At 48.9% G+C, this 21,945-nt stretch carries 23 protein-coding genes; 12 read left to right on the top strand and 11 right to left on the bottom strand.

From position 1 onward, the window contains the following. The first annotated feature begins 16 nt into the window (after positions 1–16). Together HHX48_RS15065 and HHX48_RS15060 are read left to right on the top strand one after the other, a co-directional pair. On the top strand, positions 17–199 hold the full coding sequence (locus tag HHX48_RS15065; protein WP_191026265.1) for a hypothetical protein: 183 nt from the start codon (positions 17–19) through the stop codon (positions 197–199). 50 nt (positions 200–249) lie between these two features. Beyond that, positions 250–1,152, top strand: coding sequence for an ATP-grasp domain-containing protein (locus tag HHX48_RS15060; RefSeq protein WP_191026264.1), 903 nt, complete (start codon positions 250–252; stop codon positions 1,150–1,152). Between the two features lie 68 nt (positions 1,153–1,220). On the opposite strand, the gene hslU is transcribed toward HHX48_RS15060, so the two are convergent. From hslU to priA, 4 genes are all read right to left on the bottom strand, one after another. Beyond that, positions 1,221–2,549: an HslU--HslV peptidase ATPase subunit gene (gene hslU / locus HHX48_RS15055; RefSeq protein ID WP_191026263.1), complete on the bottom strand. Its 1,329-nt coding sequence runs from the start codon at positions 2,547–2,549 to the stop codon at positions 1,221–1,223. Between the two features lie 60 nt (positions 2,550–2,609). Next, a complete protein-coding gene (gene hslV, locus HHX48_RS15050) occupies positions 2,610–3,134 on the bottom strand; it encodes an ATP-dependent protease subunit HslV (RefSeq protein ID WP_191026262.1) in 525 nt (174 codons plus the stop codon). Positions 3,135–3,375: 241 nt separating this feature from the next. Beyond that, positions 3,376–3,954, bottom strand: coding sequence for an SPOR domain-containing protein (locus tag HHX48_RS15045; protein ID WP_191026261.1), 579 nt, complete (start codon positions 3,952–3,954; stop codon positions 3,376–3,378). Between the two features lie 117 nt (positions 3,955–4,071). Further along, positions 4,072–6,240, bottom strand: a complete 2,169-nt coding sequence (gene priA, locus HHX48_RS15040) for a primosomal protein N' (RefSeq protein WP_191026260.1) — start codon at positions 6,238–6,240, stop codon at positions 4,072–4,074. A 207-nt stretch (positions 6,241–6,447) separates the two neighbouring features. On the opposite strand from priA, the gene rpmE reads away from it, so the two are divergent. After that, positions 6,448–6,660 (top strand): 50S ribosomal protein L31, encoded by a 213-nt coding sequence (gene rpmE, locus HHX48_RS15035; protein ID WP_139755108.1) that lies wholly within the window; start codon positions 6,448–6,450, stop codon positions 6,658–6,660. A 366-nt stretch (positions 6,661–7,026) separates the two neighbouring features. Beyond that, the gene (locus HHX48_RS15030; protein WP_191026259.1) at positions 7,027–8,268 is read left to right on the top strand and encodes a malic enzyme-like NAD(P)-binding protein; all 1,242 of its coding nucleotides are present in this window, start codon (positions 7,027–7,029) and stop codon (positions 8,266–8,268) included. 36 nt (positions 8,269–8,304) lie between these two features. On the opposite strand, the gene metJ is transcribed toward HHX48_RS15030, so the two are convergent. Next, positions 8,305–8,625, bottom strand: a complete 321-nt coding sequence (metJ, locus tag HHX48_RS15025) for a met regulon transcriptional regulator MetJ (protein ID WP_139755106.1) — start codon at positions 8,623–8,625, stop codon at positions 8,305–8,307. Between the two features lie 147 nt (positions 8,626–8,772). Here metJ and metF point away from each other — a divergent pair, with 147 nt between their 5' ends. Together metF and HHX48_RS15015 are read left to right on the top strand one after the other, a co-directional pair. Next, entirely contained in the window at positions 8,773–9,654 is an 882-nt protein-coding gene (gene metF / locus HHX48_RS15020; RefSeq protein ID WP_191026258.1) for a methylenetetrahydrofolate reductase, read from the top strand. 134 nt (positions 9,655–9,788) lie between these two features. Next, positions 9,789–10,625 (top strand): virulence factor BrkB family protein, encoded by an 837-nt coding sequence (locus HHX48_RS15015; RefSeq protein WP_397541096.1) that lies wholly within the window; start codon positions 9,789–9,791, stop codon positions 10,623–10,625. Positions 10,626–10,644: 19 nt separating this feature from the next. On the opposite strand, the gene HHX48_RS15010 is transcribed toward HHX48_RS15015, so the two are convergent. Both HHX48_RS15010 and HHX48_RS18785 read right to left on the bottom strand, forming a co-directional pair. Then, the gene (locus tag HHX48_RS15010; protein WP_191026256.1) at positions 10,645–11,289 is read right to left on the bottom strand and encodes a DUF2959 domain-containing protein; all 645 of its coding nucleotides are present in this window, start codon (positions 11,287–11,289) and stop codon (positions 10,645–10,647) included. Continuing rightward, on the bottom strand, positions 11,289–11,531 hold the full coding sequence (locus tag HHX48_RS18785; protein WP_223858436.1) for a DUF6677 family protein: 243 nt from the start codon (positions 11,529–11,531) through the stop codon (positions 11,289–11,291). Before HHX48_RS18785 ends, HHX48_RS15010 begins: the two co-directional genes overlap by 1 nt. Positions 11,532–11,678: 147 nt before the next feature. Between HHX48_RS18785 and pip the strand changes: the two genes are divergently transcribed. From pip to purT, 4 genes are all read left to right on the top strand, one after another. Then, on the top strand, positions 11,679–12,653 hold the full coding sequence (pip, locus tag HHX48_RS15005; protein ID WP_191026255.1) for a prolyl aminopeptidase: 975 nt from the start codon (positions 11,679–11,681) through the stop codon (positions 12,651–12,653). Further along, the gene (gene dtd / locus HHX48_RS15000; RefSeq protein WP_191026254.1) at positions 12,650–13,087 is read left to right on the top strand and encodes a D-aminoacyl-tRNA deacylase; all 438 of its coding nucleotides are present in this window, start codon (positions 12,650–12,652) and stop codon (positions 13,085–13,087) included. Before pip ends, dtd begins: the two co-directional genes overlap by 4 nt. 121 nt (positions 13,088–13,208) lie before the next feature. Beyond that, positions 13,209–14,123 (top strand): bifunctional GNAT family N-acetyltransferase/hotdog fold thioesterase, encoded by a 915-nt coding sequence (locus tag HHX48_RS14995; RefSeq protein ID WP_191026253.1) that lies wholly within the window; start codon positions 13,209–13,211, stop codon positions 14,121–14,123. Then, positions 14,120–15,304, top strand: coding sequence for a formate-dependent phosphoribosylglycinamide formyltransferase (gene purT / locus HHX48_RS14990; protein WP_191026252.1), 1,185 nt, complete (start codon positions 14,120–14,122; stop codon positions 15,302–15,304). The genes HHX48_RS14995 and purT overlap by 4 nt, the downstream gene beginning before the upstream one ends. A 52-nt stretch (positions 15,305–15,356) precedes the next feature. Here purT and rpoH read toward each other — a convergent pair whose 3' ends face one another. Beyond that, positions 15,357–16,211, bottom strand: coding sequence for an RNA polymerase sigma factor RpoH (gene rpoH, locus HHX48_RS14985; RefSeq protein ID WP_191026251.1), 855 nt, complete (start codon positions 16,209–16,211; stop codon positions 15,357–15,359). A 368-nt stretch (positions 16,212–16,579) separates the two neighbouring features. Here rpoH and HHX48_RS14980 point away from each other — a divergent pair, with 368 nt between their 5' ends. Continuing rightward, positions 16,580–17,797: an EAL and HDOD domain-containing protein gene (locus HHX48_RS14980; protein ID WP_191026250.1), complete on the top strand. Its 1,218-nt coding sequence runs from the start codon at positions 16,580–16,582 to the stop codon at positions 17,795–17,797. A 107-nt stretch (positions 17,798–17,904) separates the two neighbouring features. Further along, a complete protein-coding gene (locus tag HHX48_RS14975) occupies positions 17,905–19,143 on the top strand; it encodes an EAL and HDOD domain-containing protein (RefSeq protein WP_191026249.1) in 1,239 nt (412 codons plus the stop codon). A gap of 22 nt (positions 19,144–19,165) precedes the next feature. On the opposite strand, the gene ftsX is transcribed toward HHX48_RS14975, so the two are convergent. The 3 genes from ftsX to ftsY all read right to left on the bottom strand — a co-directional run. Next, a complete protein-coding gene (gene ftsX, locus HHX48_RS14970; RefSeq protein WP_191026248.1) occupies positions 19,166–20,146 on the bottom strand; it encodes a permease-like cell division protein FtsX in 981 nt (326 codons plus the stop codon). After that, positions 20,143–20,832 (bottom strand): cell division ATP-binding protein FtsE, encoded by a 690-nt coding sequence (gene ftsE / locus HHX48_RS14965; RefSeq protein WP_191026247.1) that lies wholly within the window; start codon positions 20,830–20,832, stop codon positions 20,143–20,145. The genes ftsX and ftsE overlap by 4 nt, the downstream gene beginning before the upstream one ends. Positions 20,833–20,858: 26 nt before the next feature. Further along, positions 20,859–21,945, bottom strand: a 1,087-nt coding sequence (ftsY, locus tag HHX48_RS14960; protein WP_191026246.1) for a signal recognition particle-docking protein FtsY, incomplete at its 5' end; no start/stop codon positions are given.

The raw sequence follows: 21,945 nt of genomic DNA, 5'->3' as shown, positions 1-21,945 counted from the left end.
TGATCAAGGAATGATTATGAAAAAAAACCAACAAGTACTAAATCAAATGACCCAGGCAGAAACAACCGAAGTCAAGGGTGGCAACATCTTTACGACGCCGGACAAAGAACGACTGACACTGCCTAAAAAACCTATTCGCTACTACACACAGGCGATCGGCGAAGATGGTGGCGATCTGCCAGATTTGTTAACGCAGTGAGCACAACCTGCCAGCCTCCGGGCTGGCAGGGCTTTTTATGAGATACCGTTATGCAAACAACAGTTCTGTTGCTGGGTAATAGTACGCAACCGGAAATCCAGCTTGTGCAACAGCATCTTCTTGATGCAGGCACCATCCCTCTTATTATCGATACCACACAGTTCGGTCAGCAGTTTCAGCTAAGCTGGTCAGCGACGGATAGTGCAGGTGTGCTACATTGTCCGCAAGGCCAATTCGCTTTCAACGACATTGACGCCGCATTCTGGTTTCGCTTTTCGCTGCCGGCCGTTACCGCGCTTTCGCCAAACTCGCTAAAAGATTACCAAAGTACCCTAAACACATTGCTGGCCTGTCAATCGATTGAATGGTGCAATTCTGTTGAAGCCATTCGTTATCATCAACAAAAGCCGGTGCAACTGGGACATGCTACAAAACTGGGGCTTACTATCCCTCCCACTTATATCGGAAACCACGTTGAGCAGGCCTGGGCGTTCATGCAATCGCATCAGCATGTCATTTGCAAACCGGTCCACGGTGGACAGCACACATTTCGAATCAGCAGCACAGACACAACGAAAACTGACATAGAGCGAACACTAGCGCAGTCTCCAATGACCTTTCAACGCTTCATTGAAGGCACCAACATTCGCACATATGTAATACAAGATACCGTCATAAGCGCAGAGATACAGTCAAGCGCTACTGACTTTCGCAGCGATAGCCATGCCCGGCTGCTTGCGCACACCCTGCCCGATGATGTCGCGCAACAATCTATCGCGCTTTGTCATGCATTTAATATGCGGTGGACCGCAATAGACTGGCGTTATACACCAAACGAGGGATACGTCTTTCTTGAGGCGAATCCAGCCCCTTGTTTTGCAAAGTTTGAACGTCACAGCGGTCATCCGGTTTCAAAGCTGTTAGCCAGGATGCTGTTACGAGCAAAAGGCTAAGGGCGCTGAAATAAAAGACAGCCAACAAAAAAGCCGCCAGAAGGCGGCTTTTCTAAATCGCTGTTGAACTACAGAATAAAGCGGCTCAAGTCTTCGTTATCCACCAGCGTTTCCAGATGTGAGTCAACGTAAGAAGCATCAATGGTGAACGATTCACCAGATTTTTCAGACGCATCATAGGAAATATCTTCCATCAGGCGTTCCAGCACCGTATGCAGGCGGCGCGCACCGATATTTTCGATACGTTCGTTGACCTGCCACGCTGCTTCTGCGATTCGCTGAATACCCGACTCGTCAAAATCAATAGTAACGCCTTCCGTAGCCATAAGCGCCCGATATTGCTCACATAGCGAAGCACTGGGCTCGGTCAGAATGCGCTTGAAGTCTTCAACTTTTAACGCTGATAGTTCCACACGAATTGGTAATCTGCCCTGCAATTCAGGAATAAGATCCGACGGCTTGCTCATTTGAAAAGCGCCAGAGGCAATAAACAGAATATGATCTGTCTTAATCATGCCGTGTTTAGTGGACACCGTAGAACCTTCCACCAACGGCAGCAAGTCACGCTGCACGCCCTCACGGGAAACATCACCGGACTGGTTGCCTTCACGCTTACAAATTTTGTCAATCTCATCAACAAACACAATGCCGTGTTGCTCAACAGATTCTATCGCCTTTTCTTTTAAATCTTCCTGGTTAACCAGACGCGCTGCTTCTTCTTCAATCAGCAGCTTAAACGCTTCTTTTATTTTAAGCTTTTTCTTCTTTTTCTGGTCACCGCTAAGGTTTTGAAACATACCCTGCAACTGGTTGGTCATTTCTTCCATGCCAGGCGGCGCCATTATTTCAACACCCATTTGCTGCTGCGCGACGTCAATTTCTATTTCTTTGTCGTCAAGCTCGCCTTCGCGCAATTTTTTGCGGAAATTCTGGCGGGTGCCGCGATCTTCAACCTCTTCTTTTTTGCCCCACGCATTTTCTGGGGCCGGCAACAGCACGTCCAGGATACGGTCTTCAGCCGCTTCTTCAGCGCGATAGCGAACCTTGGTCATCTCGCGCTCTTTTGTCATCTTCACGGCAATATCAGCCAGGTCGCGGATGATTGTCTCCACTTCCTTACCGACATAACCTACCTCGGTAAACTTGGTGGCTTCCACTTTGATAAACGGCGCGTTTGCCAGCTTGGCCAGTCGACGGGCAATTTCTGTTTTACCTACCCCGGTAGGGCCAATCATCAGAATATTCTTAGGTGTCACTTCCTGACGCAGCTCATCGGGCAACTGCATCCGACGCCAGCGATTTCTCAACGCGATAGAAACAGCACGTTTGGCATCTTGCTGACCAATAATGTGACGGTCCAGCTCGTGAACAATTTCTCTGGGTGTCATTTCAGACATATATAAAACCTTCTTTTCAAAACGGGTCTGTCATCAGCACACACCCGATAAATACGTTTGTTAATAGTCGAGCACTTCGACAGACTGGCTATGATTGGTAAATACGCAGATGTCGCCCGCTATGGTCAGACTCTTTTCTGCAATTTCTTTTGCGGTGAGCTCAGTATTTTCCAGCATCGCGATGGCAGCGGCCTGCGCATAATTTCCGCCTGAACCAATAGCAATCAAATCATTTTCCGGCTGCACGACATCACCATTTCCGGTAATGATAAAAGAAGCGGTTTCATCAGCCACGGCTAACAGTGCTTCGAGTCGGCGTAAGGCGCGATCGGTACGCCAGTCTTTGGCAAGCTCCACAGCCGCACGGGTCAGGTGTCCCTGGTGGGCCTCCAACTTGGCTTCAAAACGCTCGAACAGAGTGAAAGCATCTGCGGTACCACCGGCAAAGCCTGCCAGCACTTTATCGTGATATAAACGACGCACTTTGCGTGCATTACCTTTCATGACGGTATTGCCCAGCGATACCTGCCCATCTCCGGCCATTACGACCTGATTATCTCGTCTTACCGATACGATTGTTGTCACTTGTCTTCCCCGTTCGTTGGGTTACATGTCATCGTCGATGACATTGTGATTAAGAATGATGATAGATAAGTGGGGGACGTCATATGATTTTCAAGGCTTGGCGCAAAGCGAATCCGGGAAGGCAGTGATTCGGCGATAACGCAACGCTGACAAATCATCGGGAGTGTCAGCTATACCGTAATTAGTTGCGCTGAAAAATACTGACAGGACAGCCTGGCGACAGTGCCAGGCTGCGTTGTATTTATAATGACCAGGTCAGAATCATGCAGGTTGTGATATTGATCTTGCGCAGGGTGTGCTTGGCCCGTTCGGCGTCACGTTTGGTTTGCAAAGGACCTAAGATGACCCGAAACCATTGCCCGTTGCTGCCATTGGTATCTCTGATTTGCGCCTCAAGTCCCTGAAACGCGATATTGGCTTTCATTTCTTCAGCCTGAGCGCGAGTTCTGAATGAGCCGCACTGCAAAAGATACAGCTTGTCAGATTTTTGCTGCTCAGCCACTTCCACTTCTACCTCATAACCTGGCAGAGATTTAATATACTCCCACTCTTCTTCAGGCATTTCAGGCAGTGCTTCTTCAGGCTGCACCGACACAGGGGATGAAACCGGACCATCAACATCTTCTGGCGCTGCACCGCTGATAGACCATAAAAACCACACAAATCCAGCCAGTAGCAGCACAACAATAGCCAGTTTCACTTTGGGAAGCTGCGCCTGTCCCTGAACGGGACGCTTGGGTTGTCGCGTCGTACGTTTATTGTTGTTTTTCTTTTTATTCTGCGATCCACGACCGCGAGAAACATAATCGCGTTGAGCCATAAACGGCACTCATTCCTCTTATTGTACTTCAACACAGAGTGTCTGTATCACGGCTAGTTTAACCAAAAGGCAGGGCGATTGCTGCCTGTTATTTAATCATTTGCTGATTTTATTCGATTAGCTGAAATCCGTGGGATCCACATCCACCGACCACCGGACTTTAGCGGCCAGCGGCAGCGCGGTGATTGCGGGTAATGCCAGGCGCAACTGCTCGTGCAGGTGTTTGCGCTTATCGGACTGAAGTACCAGAATAAATCTGAACCTGCCCTGCCGCTTTTCAATCAGCCCCGGCATAGGCCCGATAAGTTGCACGTGCTCAAACCGTGTCGCCGCTTCGGCCAAAAATTGAAAGGCAAGCTGACCATCCTGTGCTTCAGCGCGCAATAATATTTGCACACCGAACGGCGGCTGCACAGCCATTTTGCGCTCCAGTAGCGCATGTCGGGCGAAGTGCCCGTAACCATTGTTAATCAGATCCTGTAACAGCGGATGCTGTGGATTATGGGTTTGCAACCACATTTGCCCGGGTTTGCTGGCTCGCCCTGCCCGCCCGGCCAGTTGTGTAACAAGCTGAGCAAGTTTCTCAGGCGCGCGGTAATCACCGCTGAATAACGCGCCGTCGCAATCGAGCACCACCACCAGCGTGACGTGGGGAAAGTGATGCCCTTTAGACAGAATTTGTGTACCGACGAGCAGCTGATACTTTTGCTGATTGATTGCATCAAGTATGCCCTGCAGCTTGTCCTTCCCGCGCACTGAGTCGCTGTCAATTCTGACCTGTGGCGCATCAGGGAACAACTGACTCAGGCCCTGTTCCAGCTGTTCGGTGCCCACGCCCTCTGTGACCATGTCTGCTTTCCCGCACTGCGTACAACTGGCTGGCAACGGTCGGGTGGCCCCGCAATGATGACAATGTAAGCGACGATGTGCTTTATGTACGGTGAACGGGCGCTCACAACGCTGGCAAGACTCGGTGTGGCCGCAGTGATGACACAATAACGCCGGCGCATACCCCCGGCGGTTGACGAATACCAGCACCTGATTGCCTTGTCCCAGGTGTTGGCGCATAAGTGACAGAGTGCCTTCGGCCAGACCAAATCGCATTGGCTGATCGGTCACATCCAGCACGTGCTGCACTGTAGCCTGAGCGCCTGCGGCGCGTTTGGTCAGTTGCAGATGCTGATACCGCTTCGTTATCGCGTTGTTCAGCGATTCCAGCGACGGGGTTGCTGACCCCAGTACAAGCGGGATGCTTTCCTGATTGGCGCGCATCACTGCAAGATCTCGGGCGTGGTACCTTAGCCCGTCCTGCTGTTTAAAGGATTCATCATGTTCTTCATCAACGATGAGCATGCCCGGACATTTAAGCGGCGTAAAAATTGCCGAGCGCGTCCCTATAATGATACCCAGCGCGCCATTCCTGGCCTGTTGCCAGACTCGTAAACGTGCTTTGTCCGTGATTTGGGAGTGTAGCACGCCAACCTCAATGCCAAACCGCGATGTGAAACGTGAAACAGTCTGCGGGGTCAGGCCTATCTCAGGCACCAGGATTAATACCTGTCGGCCGGCTTTGAGAACCGATTCAATCGCCTGCAGATACACTTCTGTTTTGCCGCTTCCTGTGACGCCCTCCAGCAGAAACGGGGCGAAGCATTGTTGTTTTTGCACAATGGCTGAAATGGCCACAGCCTGCTCCCGATCCGGCACCGGCTTGCTGCTGATTGAAAGCTGCGAGGCCCACTGGTTGGCTGCGGTTTGAGGTACTCTGTTGAATGCTTCAATCAGATTTCGCTCAGTCAGCGCCTTAATAACCGGTCCGGAAAAGGTTTGTTTTAGTACATCAGCTGAAAGCGGCGCCTGAAGCAGCGCCTCAAAACAGTCGCGTTGTTTTGGAGCTCGCGACAGCTCAGCGCTGTCTGCTTCACTGGCTGATGATGACACCCGATACCATAACTCTGGTTCTGGCACTGCGCTGGCACCCTTGCGAAGTAGCACGGGTAAAGCGGTGTGAATAACCTCTCCGGGGGCATGATGATAGTACTGCCATAACCAGCGACATAAAGTCAGCTGATGCTCATCAAGGACCGGCAACGTATCCAGCACCGCGTCGATCGCTTTTACCTTATCCGGATGTTCAGTCTGAACATCGCTTTTTACCACCACCCCGGTCAGCTTTCGATTACCAAACGGAACGGTCACCCGCACGCCCGGCGACAGGCTTTGTTCGTGTGAATAGGTAAAAGTCTGTCTGAGCGGAACAGGGACAGCGACATCAATTAATGGCATGAAGAACTTATTTTAGTTTTTTTAACGTAAACTGCTAACGCGCAGCACTTGTGTATTTTTACATCACATACTTGATAAGCGACGCCACTTACATTAATATGCGCGCCTCTTTACGGCAAGGTCGTTTTGACTTTGTAAATATTTTAAGTAGCGTATGGTGTTCAGCTTCGGGCTGGATTGCGATACGGCCTTTTTTTGAGGTAACCCATGAAAAACGATATCCATCCAGAATACTCTGAAATTACTGCAACTTGTTCTTGTGGTAACGAAATCAAAGTACGCTCTACTGTAGGCAAAGATTTGAACCTTGATGTTTGTTCAAACTGCCATCCTTTCTACACTGGTAAGCAGCGTAACGTTGATACCGGCGGCCGTGTTGATCGCTTCAAAAAGCGTTTCGGTGCCCTGGGCAGAAAATAAGACAGTATTTGTCTTCAAAAAAAGCGCCTTCCGGCGCTTTTTTTATGCCTGTCTGGTAGTCCGACACCTACCCTGACCATCTTCTGCAATTGACAACCTCGCCCAACTCCTACCAGTCATAATTTTTATGAATTATTCACTTGGCATAAATTATATGAATGAGGATTATTTACGCAGACAGGTGGTCGCTGGTTAATAAATCCCCTAAAGTAGACCCAGACATGTCACGTCATCAGATATGTAAGTAATCGCTGCTATGCTAAAGTGGCGCCGGAAATCAGGCAAAGACCTGAAACGTTATAAAACCGGACAACGACAGTTTCTGTACCGGTAACCTAACCCTACACTTAGAGGACATCACTTATAATGTCAGATTTCAGACAACGTGCGCTTGATTATCACGCTAAACCTACCCCTGGAAAGATCCGCGTCGAACTTTCCAAGCCCGCGGAAACCGTGGATGACTTATCGCTGGCTTACAGTCCCGGCGTGGCCGAGCCTGTGCGTGAAATTGCGAACAACCCTGATGATGCCTATTTATATACCGGCAAAGGCAATACTGTGGCCGTTATCAGTAACGGTACAGCGATACTGGGTTTAGGCAACCTGGGACCGCTGGCCTCAAAGCCGGTAATGGAGGGCAAAGCGTTGCTTTTCAAACGCTTTGCCGGGCTAGATGCCATTGATATTGAAGTGAAACACCGCACGACTGAAGAGTTTATCAATACCGTTGCCAATATCGCTGATTCTTTCGGCGGTATCAATTTAGAAGATATCAAGGCCCCTGAGTGTTTTGAAATAGAACAGGAGCTGATCAAGCGATGCAAAATACCGGTCTTTCATGATGATCAACATGGCACCGCCATCGTCACCGCTGCGGGCATGTTAAATGCGCTGGAAATTCAGCAGAAAAATATCGAAGACGCGACTATCGTTTGTATGGGTGCAGGTGCTGCTGCAGTAGCCTGTATGGAGCTATTAATTACCTGTGGTGCCCAACGCGAAAAAATTTATATGCTGGATCGGAAAGGGGTAATCCATACTCGCAGGGATGACCTTACCGAGCATAAAAAACTGTTTGCCAATAACACCGATAAGCGCACCTTAGAAGATGTGATGGATGGCGCGGACATCTTTGTCGGTGTATCGGGCCCGGACTTACTGCCACCTGAAGCTCTTGCCCTGATGGCCGCTGATCCCATTGTGTTTGCCTGCTCCAATCCGGATCCGGAAATTAAGCCCGATCTGGCGCATGATGTACGTTCTGACCTTATCATGGCCACAGGACGTTCAGATTATCCCAACCAGGTTAACAATGTGCTTTGCTTTCCTTTTATTTTCCGTGGCGCGCTTGATGTCAGAGCCAGCGCCATTAACGATGAGATGAAAGTTGCCGCGGTGGAGGCTATTCGTCAAATTTCTAAGGAAGCGGTACCGGAAGAAGTCCTGAAGGCCAGCAATTCAAAATCGCTGACCTTTGGCCGGGATTACATCATTCCGAAACCCATGGACCCGCGGCTCTGTTCCCGCATCGCTACGGCGGTGGCAAAAGCGGCCATTTCATCGGGTGTTGCGCGACTGGATACGCTACCCTCACACTACAAATAATGGGCGTTTTGATAAGGTCGCTAAATGCGGCCTTTTTTATGCCTCGTTCTCGTAGGACGGATCGATCCCCATTTCTTCCATTATTCTGCGCGCTTCTGCCGGTACACGGTTTGGATTATCTTTTCTGAGATCGTCGTCATCAGGAAGCGGCTGACCGGTAAACGCATGTAAAAACGCCTCGCACAGTAATTCCGAGTTGGTGGCATGGCGAAGATTATTAATCTGCCGGCGGGTGCGTTCATCAGTGAGCTCTTTGAGCACGTTGATGGGAATAGATACTGTGACCTTTTTTACCTGCTCACTCTTTTTTCCGTGTTCTGCGTAAGGGTGTATATACTTACCATTCCATTCTGCCATTAGTCGCTCTCAGGTTAGCTGTTATTTATTATGAGCAGAAATTCTAAACAATGTGCAGAAAAGGTCAATTGAGCAGTGTAAACCGCTTGACGTCTAGACATATATTACTTAGTTTAGACGTCTAAACGTCCACAACGAGAGTGTTTTATGGTTTCTTTTGCACAAGGGATAGACGCCCTTAATCAGTCACTGTCTGAATTACGGGATATTGATGTCTCTTTTGAGTTTTTTCCCCCAAAGTCCCAGCAGATGGAAGAAACCCTGTGGAAGTCTGTGGAACGTCTTGCGCCGCTTAAACCGGCCTATATGTCGGTAACCTACGGCGCGAACAGTGGCGAGCGCGACAGAACCCATGACGTGGTAAAACGTATCCACCAGCAAACCGGCGTTGCCGCGGTACCGCATTTGACCTGCGTTGATGCGTCTAAAGAAGAGCTTCGTCAGATAGCGCAGGATTACTGGGATACCGGCATTCGTCGTATTGTGGCACTGCGTGGTGATTTACCTAAGGGCGTGGATAAAACAGAAATGTATGCATCCGATCTGGTTGCATTGTTAAAAGATGTCGCAGATTTTGATGTTTCAGTGGCCGCCTATCCGGAAAAGCATCCGGAAGCACCCAATGCGCAGTTCGATTTACTTAACCTGAAGCGAAAAGCGGAAGCCGGTGCCAGCGAGGCAATTACGCAATTTTTCTTCGACACCAGTTTATTTCTGCGTTTCAGAGACCGTGCTGCCGCCGCGGGTATTGACCTGGACATTGTACCGGGCATTTTGCCGGTGACCAATTATCAGACCCTGGTCAAATTTGCCGGATTCACCAATGTGCACGTGCCTGGCTGGCTGCACAAGCAATTTGAGGGACTGCACGAAGATGATCATACAACCCGTAATCTGCTTGGCGCAAACATCGCTATGGAGCAGGTGAAGGTGTTAGCGCAGGAAGGTATAAAGCACTTTCACTTTTACACCCTAAACCGCAGTGAATTAAGCTACGCAATCTGCCATATGCTTGGGGCGCGGGGCTAGCGGTCAGTTTTGCTGCAACTTTTGCTGTAAGGTGTTGGCATACCGCGTTAAACTGATACTTTCATCTTTTGGGTCAGGAGTGACTTTTGCGTCTGCAAAATTTATCGGCCGTATGGGAAAAAGGCTATCCACACCTGAAACGTTTTGTGCTGGTTTTCATCGCCCGCTGCAAACGTGACAGTATCACCATATCTGCTGGTCACCTGGCATATGTGACACTTTTATCGCTGGTGCCATTTGTGATGGTAACCTTTACCGTAATGAGCGCATTTCCCGCGTTCAAGTCAGTGCGCAGTAAAATAGAACAGTTTGTTTTTACTAATTTTGTGCCGACTGCCAGCGATGTAGTCCATCAGCATATGACGGATTTTGTCAGCAATGCATCACAAATGGGCGCGATTGGTATTATCTCGCTGCTGGTGGTCGCTCTTCTGCTTATTTCAAACGTTGATAAAACCCTTAACCGTATCTGGAAAACACCCAGTGAACGGCCGATGGTGTACACCTTTGCGATTTACTGGATGGTGATCACGTTGGGGCCGATGCTTATTGGCACCAGTGTGGTTGTCAGCTCTTATCTGGCAGGTATCGCTGCATTTGCCGAAACCTATACGCCCGGGCTCGGAACCTTTTTACTGGAACTTGTGCCCAGCCTGGCCACGCTACTGACCTTCATTATTCTTTATATGTTAGTGCCTAATCGTCAGGTCAAGGCGCGCTATGCAATCCCCGGAGCACTGGTCGCTACGCTGTGTTTTGAGGTAACGAAGAAAGGTTTTGCGTTTTACGTGACAGACTTTGCGGCTTATCAGGTTATTTACGGCGCACTGGCCACCTTGCCGGTGCTGTTGCTGTGGGTTTACTTATCGTGGATGGTGATTTTGCTGGGCGCAGAATTCACTTGTAGTTTGAATGATACCTTTGAAAGAACCCGGGCCACGAAGGAGCCCAGAGAACTCCCCACTGAGTAACAGCGGGGAGTATAGTGTGCTATCGCATAGAGGCGATAAACGCATCTGATTCAGAGATGGCTTTACTCATTTCGGCAAGAAGTGTATCCACATCACCGCGGATGGTTGTTAGCTCACCCTGCAACGCGCCAATCGCATTAGCATTCAGATTATGCTTCAGGTACAACACGTTATCCTGCAAACGCTGCAATACGGGATCCATTTTGCCTTCGGCGTTGCGCATCGCGCGTAGCATATCTTCGTAGCGCTGGCGGGTCTGGCGCAGCTTGCTTTCGCTCTCACGGCGCAGCGTGGTGTTTTCGTACTCGTCCAGTTCTTCTTCCCATTCATCAAACAGCGCTTCTGCCACGCTCTGCACTTTATTAATGCGATTGCTGACATCTTCAGCCGCGGATTTGCTGTCTTCATACTCATCGTTCAATGAGTTGTAGACATCTTCCAAGTCACCACCGTCGAAGTTTACCAACGCGCTGAACTCTTCCAGCGCTGAACTGAATTGTTCCTGCGCTTCTTCCTGGGATTCTTTGGCATCTTCAACGCGATCTACCATGATATCCCGCTTTTCAACACCGACCTGCTCCCAGGCAGAATAGTAAGCAGACTGGCACCCTGCCAGACTAACCGTCAATGCCAGTGAGCTGGCAACGAGTAAATTCTTAAGCATTATAACCTCGCATCTGGTCCCTTATAGACAGCGGCGTCAATGATAGCCCACAGGTGGAAGATTGCGCCGACCGGCCATAGGAAGATAAAAATTACTGTGGCAGCCAGTGCGTAACACGCGCCGGTTACCAGAAAAAACATGAGTGCTTTTAATACTCTGCCCTGTAATAAATGGCCTAGTCCCGGTATAAAAAAATTGCACAACGCAGCAATTACATTCCCGCCCGAACCTTGTCCTGACATAACGACCCTCATGAAATAGTTTGCATACAAAAATTAAAGATGCGTATAGTAGAGAAATAGCATGATGTTAGCTTTTCACTACCTAATACGTATGGTTAACTGAAAAACTAAACCAAATTCGACAGTAGAACAATACGCTGTAACAAAATGAAACGACTTTATCCCGACATCGGAAGTTACACCAGTGGTTACGTCAAAACTGCCGATGACTGTGAGCTTTACTACGAACAGAGTGGGAATCCGGATGGTATTCCGGTGCTTTATCTGCACGGCGGCCCTGGTGCTGGGTTATCGCCGAATTACCGACGCTTTTTCGATGCGAATCGCTATCATATTATCGCCTTTGAGCAACGTGGGTGCGGCCGCTCTCGTCCGTTTGGCAGTCTTAAAGGAAATACCACACAAAATACCCTCAACGACATCGAAATATTACGCAAGAAACTTAACATTGAGCGCTGGGTTCTGTTTGGGGGGTCCTGGGGTGCTACGCTTGCCCTGCTTGCGGCCATTAAAAACCCGCAGAGCATACTTGGGATTATAGTGCGAGGCGTGTTTCTGGGCCGTGAAGCGGACCGTAAGTGGTATCTGGAGCCTTGTGGCGGTGGTGCACAGCTTTACCCTGAACACTACGAGGTATTTGTTGAGGGCATTGATGAACCGCTTACCGTAGAGACAATCTGTCAGCGTTATCAGCAGCAATTTGATGATGAAAATGAGGCGATACGCCTTGCTGCACTGAAACGCTGGTATATCTGGGAGGAGCGCTTATCGCGGCTCTACCTGCCACCGGGAACCGGTGACTTTACTACACATTATCCGCTGTCGCTGGTAACGTGCCTGGCTAAACTGGAGTGCCACTATTTGCTCAACCGGTGCTTCATTGAAGAAAACTACATTCTTGATAATATTCACAAAATAGCGCATATCCCCGGTGCTATTGTGCATGGCCGGTACGATGTTATTTGTAAAACCGAAGCCGCCTGGCAATTACATAAAGCCTGGTCACAAAGTGATTTGCATATCGTTTCTGGCGCCGGTCACAGTACCAGTGAAGGTGGCATAGCGCTCAAACTGTGCAGCGCCACCCGGGATATGTCCAGAGCATTACAGGGGACATTATGATTGCACTGATACAAAGGGTCTCGCAAGCCAGCGTGACGGTTGAAGACAAGACAATTGGTGAAATCGACCGCGGTATGCTGGTGCTACTGGGCGTTGAAAAAGACGACGACCATACGCAGATTCAGAAACTGGTCAGAAAGCTGGCTAACTACCGCCTTTTCAGTGATGAAGAAGGCAAAATGAACCTTGATATTCAGCAGGCACAGGGAAAAATTCTGCTGGTTTCCCAATTTACCCTGGTGGCTGATACGCAAAAAGGTAATCGCCCGGGCTTTTCCCGCGGTGCTTCTCCTGCGCATGGTGAAGCAATTTATAATGAAACGGTTACTGCCTTAACGCAAGCAGGCCTGCAGGTTGAAACCGGTCAATTCGGGGCCGATATGCAGGTTGCGTTGATCAATGACGGCCCGGTTACTTTTCAGTTTACGTTCTAGCCCTGCCACTTTTGCGCCAGATTCATGTCAGACGCCAGGCACCCATTATTCATAAAAGCTTGTTACCAGCCCAACCATAAGGTTAAATGGCTGACGCACTTCAACAAATGTCGGGGTATATGTGTTCAGAGTTGTGACACCAGAAACCGAAGAGCAGCTTGAGAGGTACTTTACTTTTCGCTGGACGTATCTTCGTCAGCCGTGGAATTTCCCTCCCGGTTCAGAGAAAGACGAATATGAGCAGGTTGCTGAACACCGGATGCTGGTGAACGGTCGGGGCGACATCGTCGCCTGTGGACGCGTTCACTTAAACACCGCAGAGGAAGCGCAAATCCGGCATATCGCGGTTCATTCAGATTATCATCGTCGCGGCTTAGGTCAGATGATGCTTGGTGCTCTTGAAAACGTGGCGCGGGAGATGGGCGCGGTGCGTGCGGTGACCAACAGCCGGGAAACCTCTATCGAATTTTTCTCGTCCTGCGGGTTCGTAATCGAGCGGGAAGCGCCTAACGAGTTGGGCATGCTGAAACGTCAACAGATGGTTAAAAAGCTGTCTGATCCCAGTTCATTAATTCTGCACCCCAAATGGTGTAAAGAATTACAGAAAACCTGGACAGACACGATTCCTATTACCGAGCATATGGGCATAAAACTGCACATGTACAGCGGTAATACCCTGGAAACCCGCGCTTCACTCAACAAAAATATTAACGTGCATGGCACCATGTTCGCTGGCAGCATTTTTTCACTGGCGACCCTGACCGGCTGGGGTTTGCTTTATCTGCAATTGAAGGAAAGACAGCTAGACGGAGATATTGTACTGGGTGACGGGGATATTCACTACCACAAGCCCGTGACGATGAAGCCAAGAGGAATATGCAACGTCGAATCGTTAGCCGGCAAATATGTCAATCTGGAAAAAAACAAAAAAACGCGCTTTATTCTGCATGTCGATATTCTTGATGGTGATAATCCAGTTGCTGAATTTAAAGGGGTATATTACGTAATACCACCACCAGCTGGAGAAAAACCATGACTGCCATCGGCACACCGTTTACCACATCAGCGACAAAAGTCATGCTATTGGGCAGTGGTGAGCTGGGCAAAGAGGTTGCTATTGAATGCATTCGCCTTGGTTGTCAGGTCATTGCGTGTGACAGCTATGCTGATGCACCGGCGATGCAGGTTGCTCAGCAATGTGAAATCTTCTCCATGCTGGATGCCGACGCATTAAAGCAAGCCGTTGAACAACACCAGCCTGACTTTATTGTTCCTGAAGTAGAAGCCATTGCCACCGCCACCCTGCTTGAACTTGAAGCCAAGGGATTTAACGTTGTTCCCAGTGCAAACGCCGCACATTTGACGATGAATCGTGAAGGAATTCGCCGACTCGCTGCGGAAACTCTGGGTTTGCCAACCTCCCCGTTTGAATTTGCTGAAAACTGGGAAAACTTCAGGCATGCCGTTAACAGTATTGGCTACCCATGTTTTGTAAAACCAATCATGAGCTCATCAGGCAAAGGCCAGTCCTATATCACTGACCAAAGCCAGTTAGAGGCGGCCTGGCATTACGCTCAGGAAGGTGGTCGGGCAGGAAACGGCAAAGTGATTGTCGAAGGTGCGATAGCATTTGATTATGAAGTCACATTACTGACCGTTCGATCCCAGGGTTCAACACAGTTTTGTGTGCCTATAGGCCATACCCAGAAAGACGGTGATTATCAGGTTTCCTGGCAGCCTCAGATGATGTCCGCTGATGCGCTGGAAAAGGCACATTTTATAGCAGCGACTATCACCGAAGCTTTGGGCGGCAATGGTTTATTCGGAGTAGAGCTTTTTGTTAGAGGGAATGATGTCATATTTAGTGAAGTCTCACCCCGACCTCACGATACCGGTCTGGTGACGTTAATTTCCCAGAATCTGTCGGAGTTCGCGCTGCATGCCAGAGCCTTTTTGGGACTCCCCATTCCTATGATCACCTGTGATGGGCCCGCTGCGTCTGCCGCATTAGTAGTAGAGGGCAATAGTCAGAATGTTAGCTATTCGAATTTAGCTTCTGCACTGACTCAGCCCCACAGCGATCTCAGATTATTTGGTAAACCAGCCGTGGCAGGTAAGCGCAGAATGGGCGTTGCGTTGGCCAAAGCCATGAGCGTTGACGATGCTAAAGCAAAGGCGCTCCATATTGTTGATGCTATCTCAGTAAAACTGAATTAAATTTCAGACACAAAAAAAGCGCCTACGGCGCTTTTTTTATCTGTTGAAAAAACTAAGCAACCATTGCTGCCTGCAGTTTTTTCATCGCGTTCTTCTCAATCTGACGAACACGCTCTGCAGACACCTGATACTTATCAGCCAGATCCTGCAATGTAATCTTATTATCAGCCAACCAGCGCGTTTCAATAATGTCCTGACTGCGGTCATCCAGCATTTTAATTGCACTGTATAAACGCTTACTCGCGTTCATGTCCCAGTCCTGATTAATGACATCAGTTTCTACATCAGCGCTTTTGTCTTCCAAAAACTGAACCGGCGCAAAGCTACCGCTTTCATCATCATCGGCGCTCAAATCGAATGCCTGATCCTGACTACTCATTCGCGCTTCCATCTGAAGCACTTCTTTTGTACTGACACCCAGCTCGCTGGCAACCGTCTGTACTTCGTCGTGCGTGAACCAACCCAGACGCTTTTTCGCTTTACGCAGATTGAAGAACAATTTACGCTGCGCTTTTGTGGTCGCAACTTTAACGATTCGCCAGTTCTTCAGTACAAACTCGTGAATCTCAGCTTTAATCCAGTGAACTGCGAAAGAAACCAGACGCACACCCACCGACGGGTCGAAACGCTTAACCGCTTTCATCAGACCAATATTACCTTCCTGAATTAAATCAGCCTGCGGCAAACCATAGCCTGAATAGGATTTTGCAATATGCACAACGAAACGCAGGTGCGACATAACCAGCTTGCGCGCGGACTCAAGATCGTCCTCTTCGCGAAGTTTCAACGCCAGAGACCGCTCCTCTTCCGCTGTCAGCATATTGATAGAACTGACGGCCTGAATGTAGCCTTCGATGCTACCGTTTTGAGGAACCGAAAGGGCCATTGATTGCATTGTGTTGCTCATAATCACCTCAGTTATTTAAGCACTTTATCGTACCAAAATAAGCGTTGTATTGCGAATCCCGCACCTGTATTTAACGCAATGTATAGTTATAGTGTCTAAACGACAATAATCAAGACAGAAAAAATAAAGAAAAGTTCCTTTGCTGTATTGAAGTACCCAACGCTATTTTGCCATGGGGCAGCCTTCAAAATCTTCCGTTACACCACACGCTGAAGATTTTAATACAAAACTCTGCCAAAAAGGTATACCCCGCTTCAGGTTCTACCTTATGATAGTAATCAAACAGCAAAGCCTGTACCACTACACCATGACTGAACAATGACAGTCACGGTAAATAAAAGCATGCTGACTCAACAAGGAGCTATAAGATGTTTGCTTATGTAGCACGTCAGCCAATCTTCAATGCTCATCATGAACTGTACGCCTACGAGCTACTTTTTCGGGACGGCAGGTCAAACAGTTATCCGGATATATCCCCTGATGAGGCCACCTCCCGGGTTATCTCATCCACGCATTTAAGTCTTGGACTTGAAGCAGTTATCGGAAAACACCTGGCATTTATCAACTTTCATCAGGATACGTTGATTAACCACTTTCCCCGTTCGCTTGATCCTGCTCATACAGTGGTTGAAATCCTCGAATCCGTGGACATAAATGTAGAGTTAATTGAAGCCTGCCGCCAATTAAAAAAACTGGGCTATCAAATCGCACTGGACGATTACGATTTGGACGAAAAGTGGGCCCCCTTCCTGCCCTTCGTCAGTATTATAAAGTTTGATATTCGTGAAACGCCCTATGAAAAAATTGCAGCATTGGTGCCCGGCCTGAAGGAAAACGGTATTAAACTATTGGCAGAGAAAGTCGAGACCCGCGCTGAATTTAATCAATACCAGGCGCTGGGATTTGACTATTTTCAGGGGTATTACCTGGCCAAGCCGGAAATTGTTCGCCACAAGCAGTTTACCGCCGGACAACTGACGATGATGGAGCTTATGAGTGAGTCTGCGTCTGCCGCGCTGAGTATGCAGAAAATAAAGACCATTATTGAGCGCGACCCGGCCCTGACTTTTCAGCTATTGCGGTATATCAACAACCCGCTGGTCAATAAACGAAATAAAATTTCCTCTCTTCAGCATGCTCTGACATACATGGGAGAACAGGAACTTAGAAAGTTTATCGCTTTGCTGGCGCTTTCCAACATGTGTAAAGATGAGCCGAATGAGCTGCTCACGATGTCATTAGTACGGGCTAAGTTCTGCGAGCAATTATGTGCCAGTACCAGCAACGCTGATGTGAATGCGGGCTTCCTGGTGGGACTACTCTCTCTGCTTGATGCATTAATCAGTCAGCCAATGGAAGAATTAGTTGAAAAGATCCCGCTGGATGAGGACGTTCAGCAGGCGCTTTGCAAAAAGCCGGGCTGGCTGCGTCATTGCGTACAACTGATAAGTTACTTTGAGCAGGCGCAGTGGGCCGGCGTTAAGCAATTTGCTGCGCATTACAAGCTGAGCCAGTCTGAGTTACACCGCTATTATAGTGATGCGCTAAATTGGGTGAACCACGTTCATACACCGGTCATCGCCTGAGACGCTTGTGCTGGATTCGGCACAGTCTGTGAGGTAGAGTAAACCGTTGAAAAAATCATGTTGAAAAAACTGAGACGTGCAACGCGTGCTCATTGTTGGGGAAAAAAATGTTTGCGTTTATAGCTCGACAGCCCATTCTGGATCGGGACAAGGATGTGTTTGCCTATGAACTGCTGTTCCGCGATGGCAAAGGCGGTACATTTCCAGAGCCGCCCTCTGAAAAAGCCAGAGATCTGATAGAACAGTTTAATCCACTTGGACTGGATGATTTGAGCGCCGAGAAAAAGTCATTCATCAGTTTCAGTGCTGAAACCCTGGTCTCGCGCTTTCCCACCAATCTTAATCCCGAGCAGGTCGTTGTTGAGCTGGGCGAAAATCCATACAAGGAAACGGGTTTGCGTGAAGCCTGCGAACACATCAAACAACTTGGTTTCAAACTGGCCCTCGACGATCCGATGATGTTAAGCGGTAATCATGAAGCATTACCCCTGGTGGATATTGTCAAAGTGGATATTAGCAAGATCCGTTTAGAGCAGGCGCATAAGCGTATCAGCCAATTTACTGATGCAAACGTTCAGCTCGTGGCAAATAACGTCAACGATTATGAGGTTTTTAAGGACTGCAGAGATCTAGGCTTTGACTTTTTCCAGGGCTATTTCTTCGCATCCCCTACCGCGAGAATCGCACGCCAGATACCCGCCTCAAAAATGAGTCTGGTAGAGCTGATGGGTGAAAGTAGCAGTGAGAAGTTCGATCTAAACCGTATTAACGGCATCATCGAGCGTGACGCAGCACTGAGTTATCTGCTGCTTAAGTTTATCAATAATCCGACCGTGAATAAGCGCTACAAAATTACGTCACTGAAACATGCACTGACGTACATGGGTGAGGTTGAGATTAAAAAATTTATCGCGCTGCTTTCCCTCACGCATCTTGGCAGTGATAAACCTCTCGAGCTGATTCATATGTCGCTGGTCAGAGCAAAATTCTTTGATCTGCTGTCGCAGCATCGTAAACGACAAACAAACCCGCCTATCGGCTTTTTAGTCGGACTGTTCTCATTACTGGACGCGCTGTTAGATCGGGACATGCTCGATATTGTCAAACAACTACCGCTCACCGATACAGTGAATGATGCCCTGTTGGGAAAATCCAGTGAGTTTAATCATTATCTGACGTTAGTCAGAGCATTTGAAAGCGCATTGTGGATGAATGTTATAAAGCAATCTAAAGCGCTGGATATCGATCAAAAGTTGCTTCACAGTCTCTACAATCAGGCGATTGTCTGGGGCAACAGTGTTCGGGCAACTATTTCCTCACATTACCCTCGCCCCCAGCTTAATTAGGAGGAGGCGATTGTAGAGCCTACTACTTAGGCTCTATTTCCCTGACATGTCGCTGCACAGAAATCAAAGAGCCGACTAAGCCGAGGCCGATTGACAGCCCAAGCATGGTAAATAAGGCCGTACCCGTCAGACCGGTAATGTTGAACTCTTTTTGATACAACGAGGCAAAGGCCTGAATGCTGCTGTCCATCCACCATAAAATAATAATCACAGCCATCCATGCTATCAAACCACCCAGCAGTCCGTACCAAAAGCCGGTATATAAGAAGGGGCGATGAATGAATGCATCTGTCGCCCCCACCAGCTTCATTACCAGGATTTCGTCTTTTTTATTGAGAATGTTCAGCCTGATCGTGTTGCCGATGATCAATACCACCGAGATAAACAGCAAACCTCCGATTAATGTGACCAGTTCCCGGGCTATGTCCAGTAAGCCATAAAGACGCTCCAGCCACTCGATATCCAGTTTACCCACATCCACTTCACGCTGCTGTTTTAGCTTCTCCAGCAAGCGCTGTGCAGCAGCAGGCGCAACAAATTTTTCGGCCGGTGTGACCAGTACAACATCGGGTAACGGGTTGGCTTCAAGGTAGGCCATGGCATCGCCAAGACCGGATAACTGCTGAAACTCCTTAAGCGCTTCGTCAGCAGGAATATAGGTCACACTTTCTATCTCCGGCCAGGTTTTGAGCCGGGTGAGCAGTTGCTGGGAACTGGCAGCATTGGTGCCCTGTTTCAAAAACAAAGATATCTCTGAGGCCTGCTCCCACCCTGCACTGATTTTCTCGGTATTTTTTACCAGTATATATAGGGTACTGGGCAGGGTAATGCTAAGCCCTAAAACAGCCACCGTCATAATGGAAGCGGCAGGCTGGCGCCATAACTCGCCCAGCGATGACAACCCCTGGCGAAGATGCGCTACGCATATCATCACCAGCGTCTGCACGATGCCTACCCGGGAATCACTGGCGCCCTGCGGACGGCCTTTAAATAACAAGCTCATGAATAAAGCTCCTCCGGGTCATCATTTAACCCATCGGTAATCATACGCCCATCTTTGAGGGTCAGTGTGCGATAACGCATTCTGGCGATCAAACCCAAGTCGTGGGTTGCAATTAGCACGGACACGCCTGCCTGATTAAAATCTTCAAACAACCTGACAATTTCCATCGACAGTTTCGGATCCAGATTACCGGTAGGTTCGTCAGCCAGCAACAGCGGCGGCTTGTTGACGACGGCGCGGGCAATACCTACCCGTTGCTGTTCACCGCCGGAAAGCATAATTGGCAAATCTTTGGCTTTGTTGCGCAAGCCCACCATATCTAGCGCAGCGTGAACGCGTCGGGTTGTCTCTTTATGGGTGTAACCTTCAATAATCAGCGGCAACGCGACATTGTCAAAAACGGACTTATCCATTAATAACTGATGGCTTTGAAAGATCATGCCGATATCGCGCCGGATATAGGCAATCTGACGCCGCTTTATGACGTTGAGATCGTGCCCGTTGATAAGCACTCTGCCGACCGTAGGGCGCTCCATAATACTGATTAACTTTAACAGGGTGCTTTTACCTGCCCCGGAGTGGCCGGTCAGAAACGCCATTTCGCCAGGCGCGATATGAAAGTTTACTTTACTTAATGCACGCTGCCCGCCCGGGTAGGTTTTACTCACCTGTTCAAATTTAATCATGTATTGTCCTCACCCTACAGCATAAATCAGGGTTGCTCGCGGCCTTCTGCCTCACTGAATAACGCGTCGATAAACTCATCGCCGTTGAATGTACGCAAATCATCAATACCTTCGCCGACACCAATATAACGAATTGGAATTTTAAACTGGTCGGCAATAGAGAATATGACACCACCTTTCGCCGTGCCGTCAAGCTTCGTCAGCGTTATCCCTGTCAGACCCACCGCTTCGTTGAATAATTTCGCCTGACTGACTGCGTTTTGGCCCGTACCGGCATCCAGTGTCAGCATCACCTCATGGGGCGCTTCCGGGTTTAGTTTTTTCATTACCCTGACGACCTTTTTGAGCTCTTCCATCAGGTTGTTTTTATTCTGAAGACGGCCGGCGGTGTCAGCAATAAGAACGTCCATCTTACGTGATTTAGCAGCCTCCAGCGCGTCATACAGAACAGAAGCACTGTCGGAGCCGGTAGGCTGAGCAATGACCGGTATTGAGTTTCGCTCTCCCCACACCTGAAGCTGCTCCACGGCCGCAGCGCGGAACGTATCACCGGCAGCCAGCATGACACGCTTGCCATCCTGTTGAAATTGTTTGGCCAGCTTGCCGATTGTGGTGGTTTTCCCCACACCGTTTACACCAACCATTAAAATTACAAAAGGTCCCTGCGCAGAGTCATGCGCTGCCATTTTTTCGCTAAGTGGAGCCTGTACTTCATGAAGCATACCGCGCATTTGCTCTTTTAAAATATCCAGCAACGCTTCGGCATCTTTAAGCTGAGAACGTTTGGCACTGTCGGTGAGCTTATCGATAATGGTTTGGGTGGTGTTCATCCCCACATCGGCTACCAGCAGCTGGGTTTCCAACTCTTCGTAAAGGTCATCATCAATGGCCTTGCCTTTGAACAGGCTGACAAAACCGCTGCCCAGGTTTACCCGTGTGCGCGATAAGCTTTCTTTAAGGCGCGCAAACAGCGACACTTTCTTCGGCTTCTCTTTAGGGGCAGGCTCTTTGACTGGCTCTGGCTCTTTGACTGGCTCTGGCTCTGGCTCTGGCTCTGGCTCTGGCTCTGGCTCTGGCTCTGGCTCTGGCTCTGGCTCTGGCTCTGGCTCTGGC

This window comes from Salinimonas profundi (genome assembly GCF_014750655.1).
GTDB lineage: Bacteria > Pseudomonadota > Gammaproteobacteria > Enterobacterales > Alteromonadaceae > Alteromonas > Alteromonas profundi_A.
This window is presented reverse-complemented; position numbering and strand designations above follow the sequence as displayed.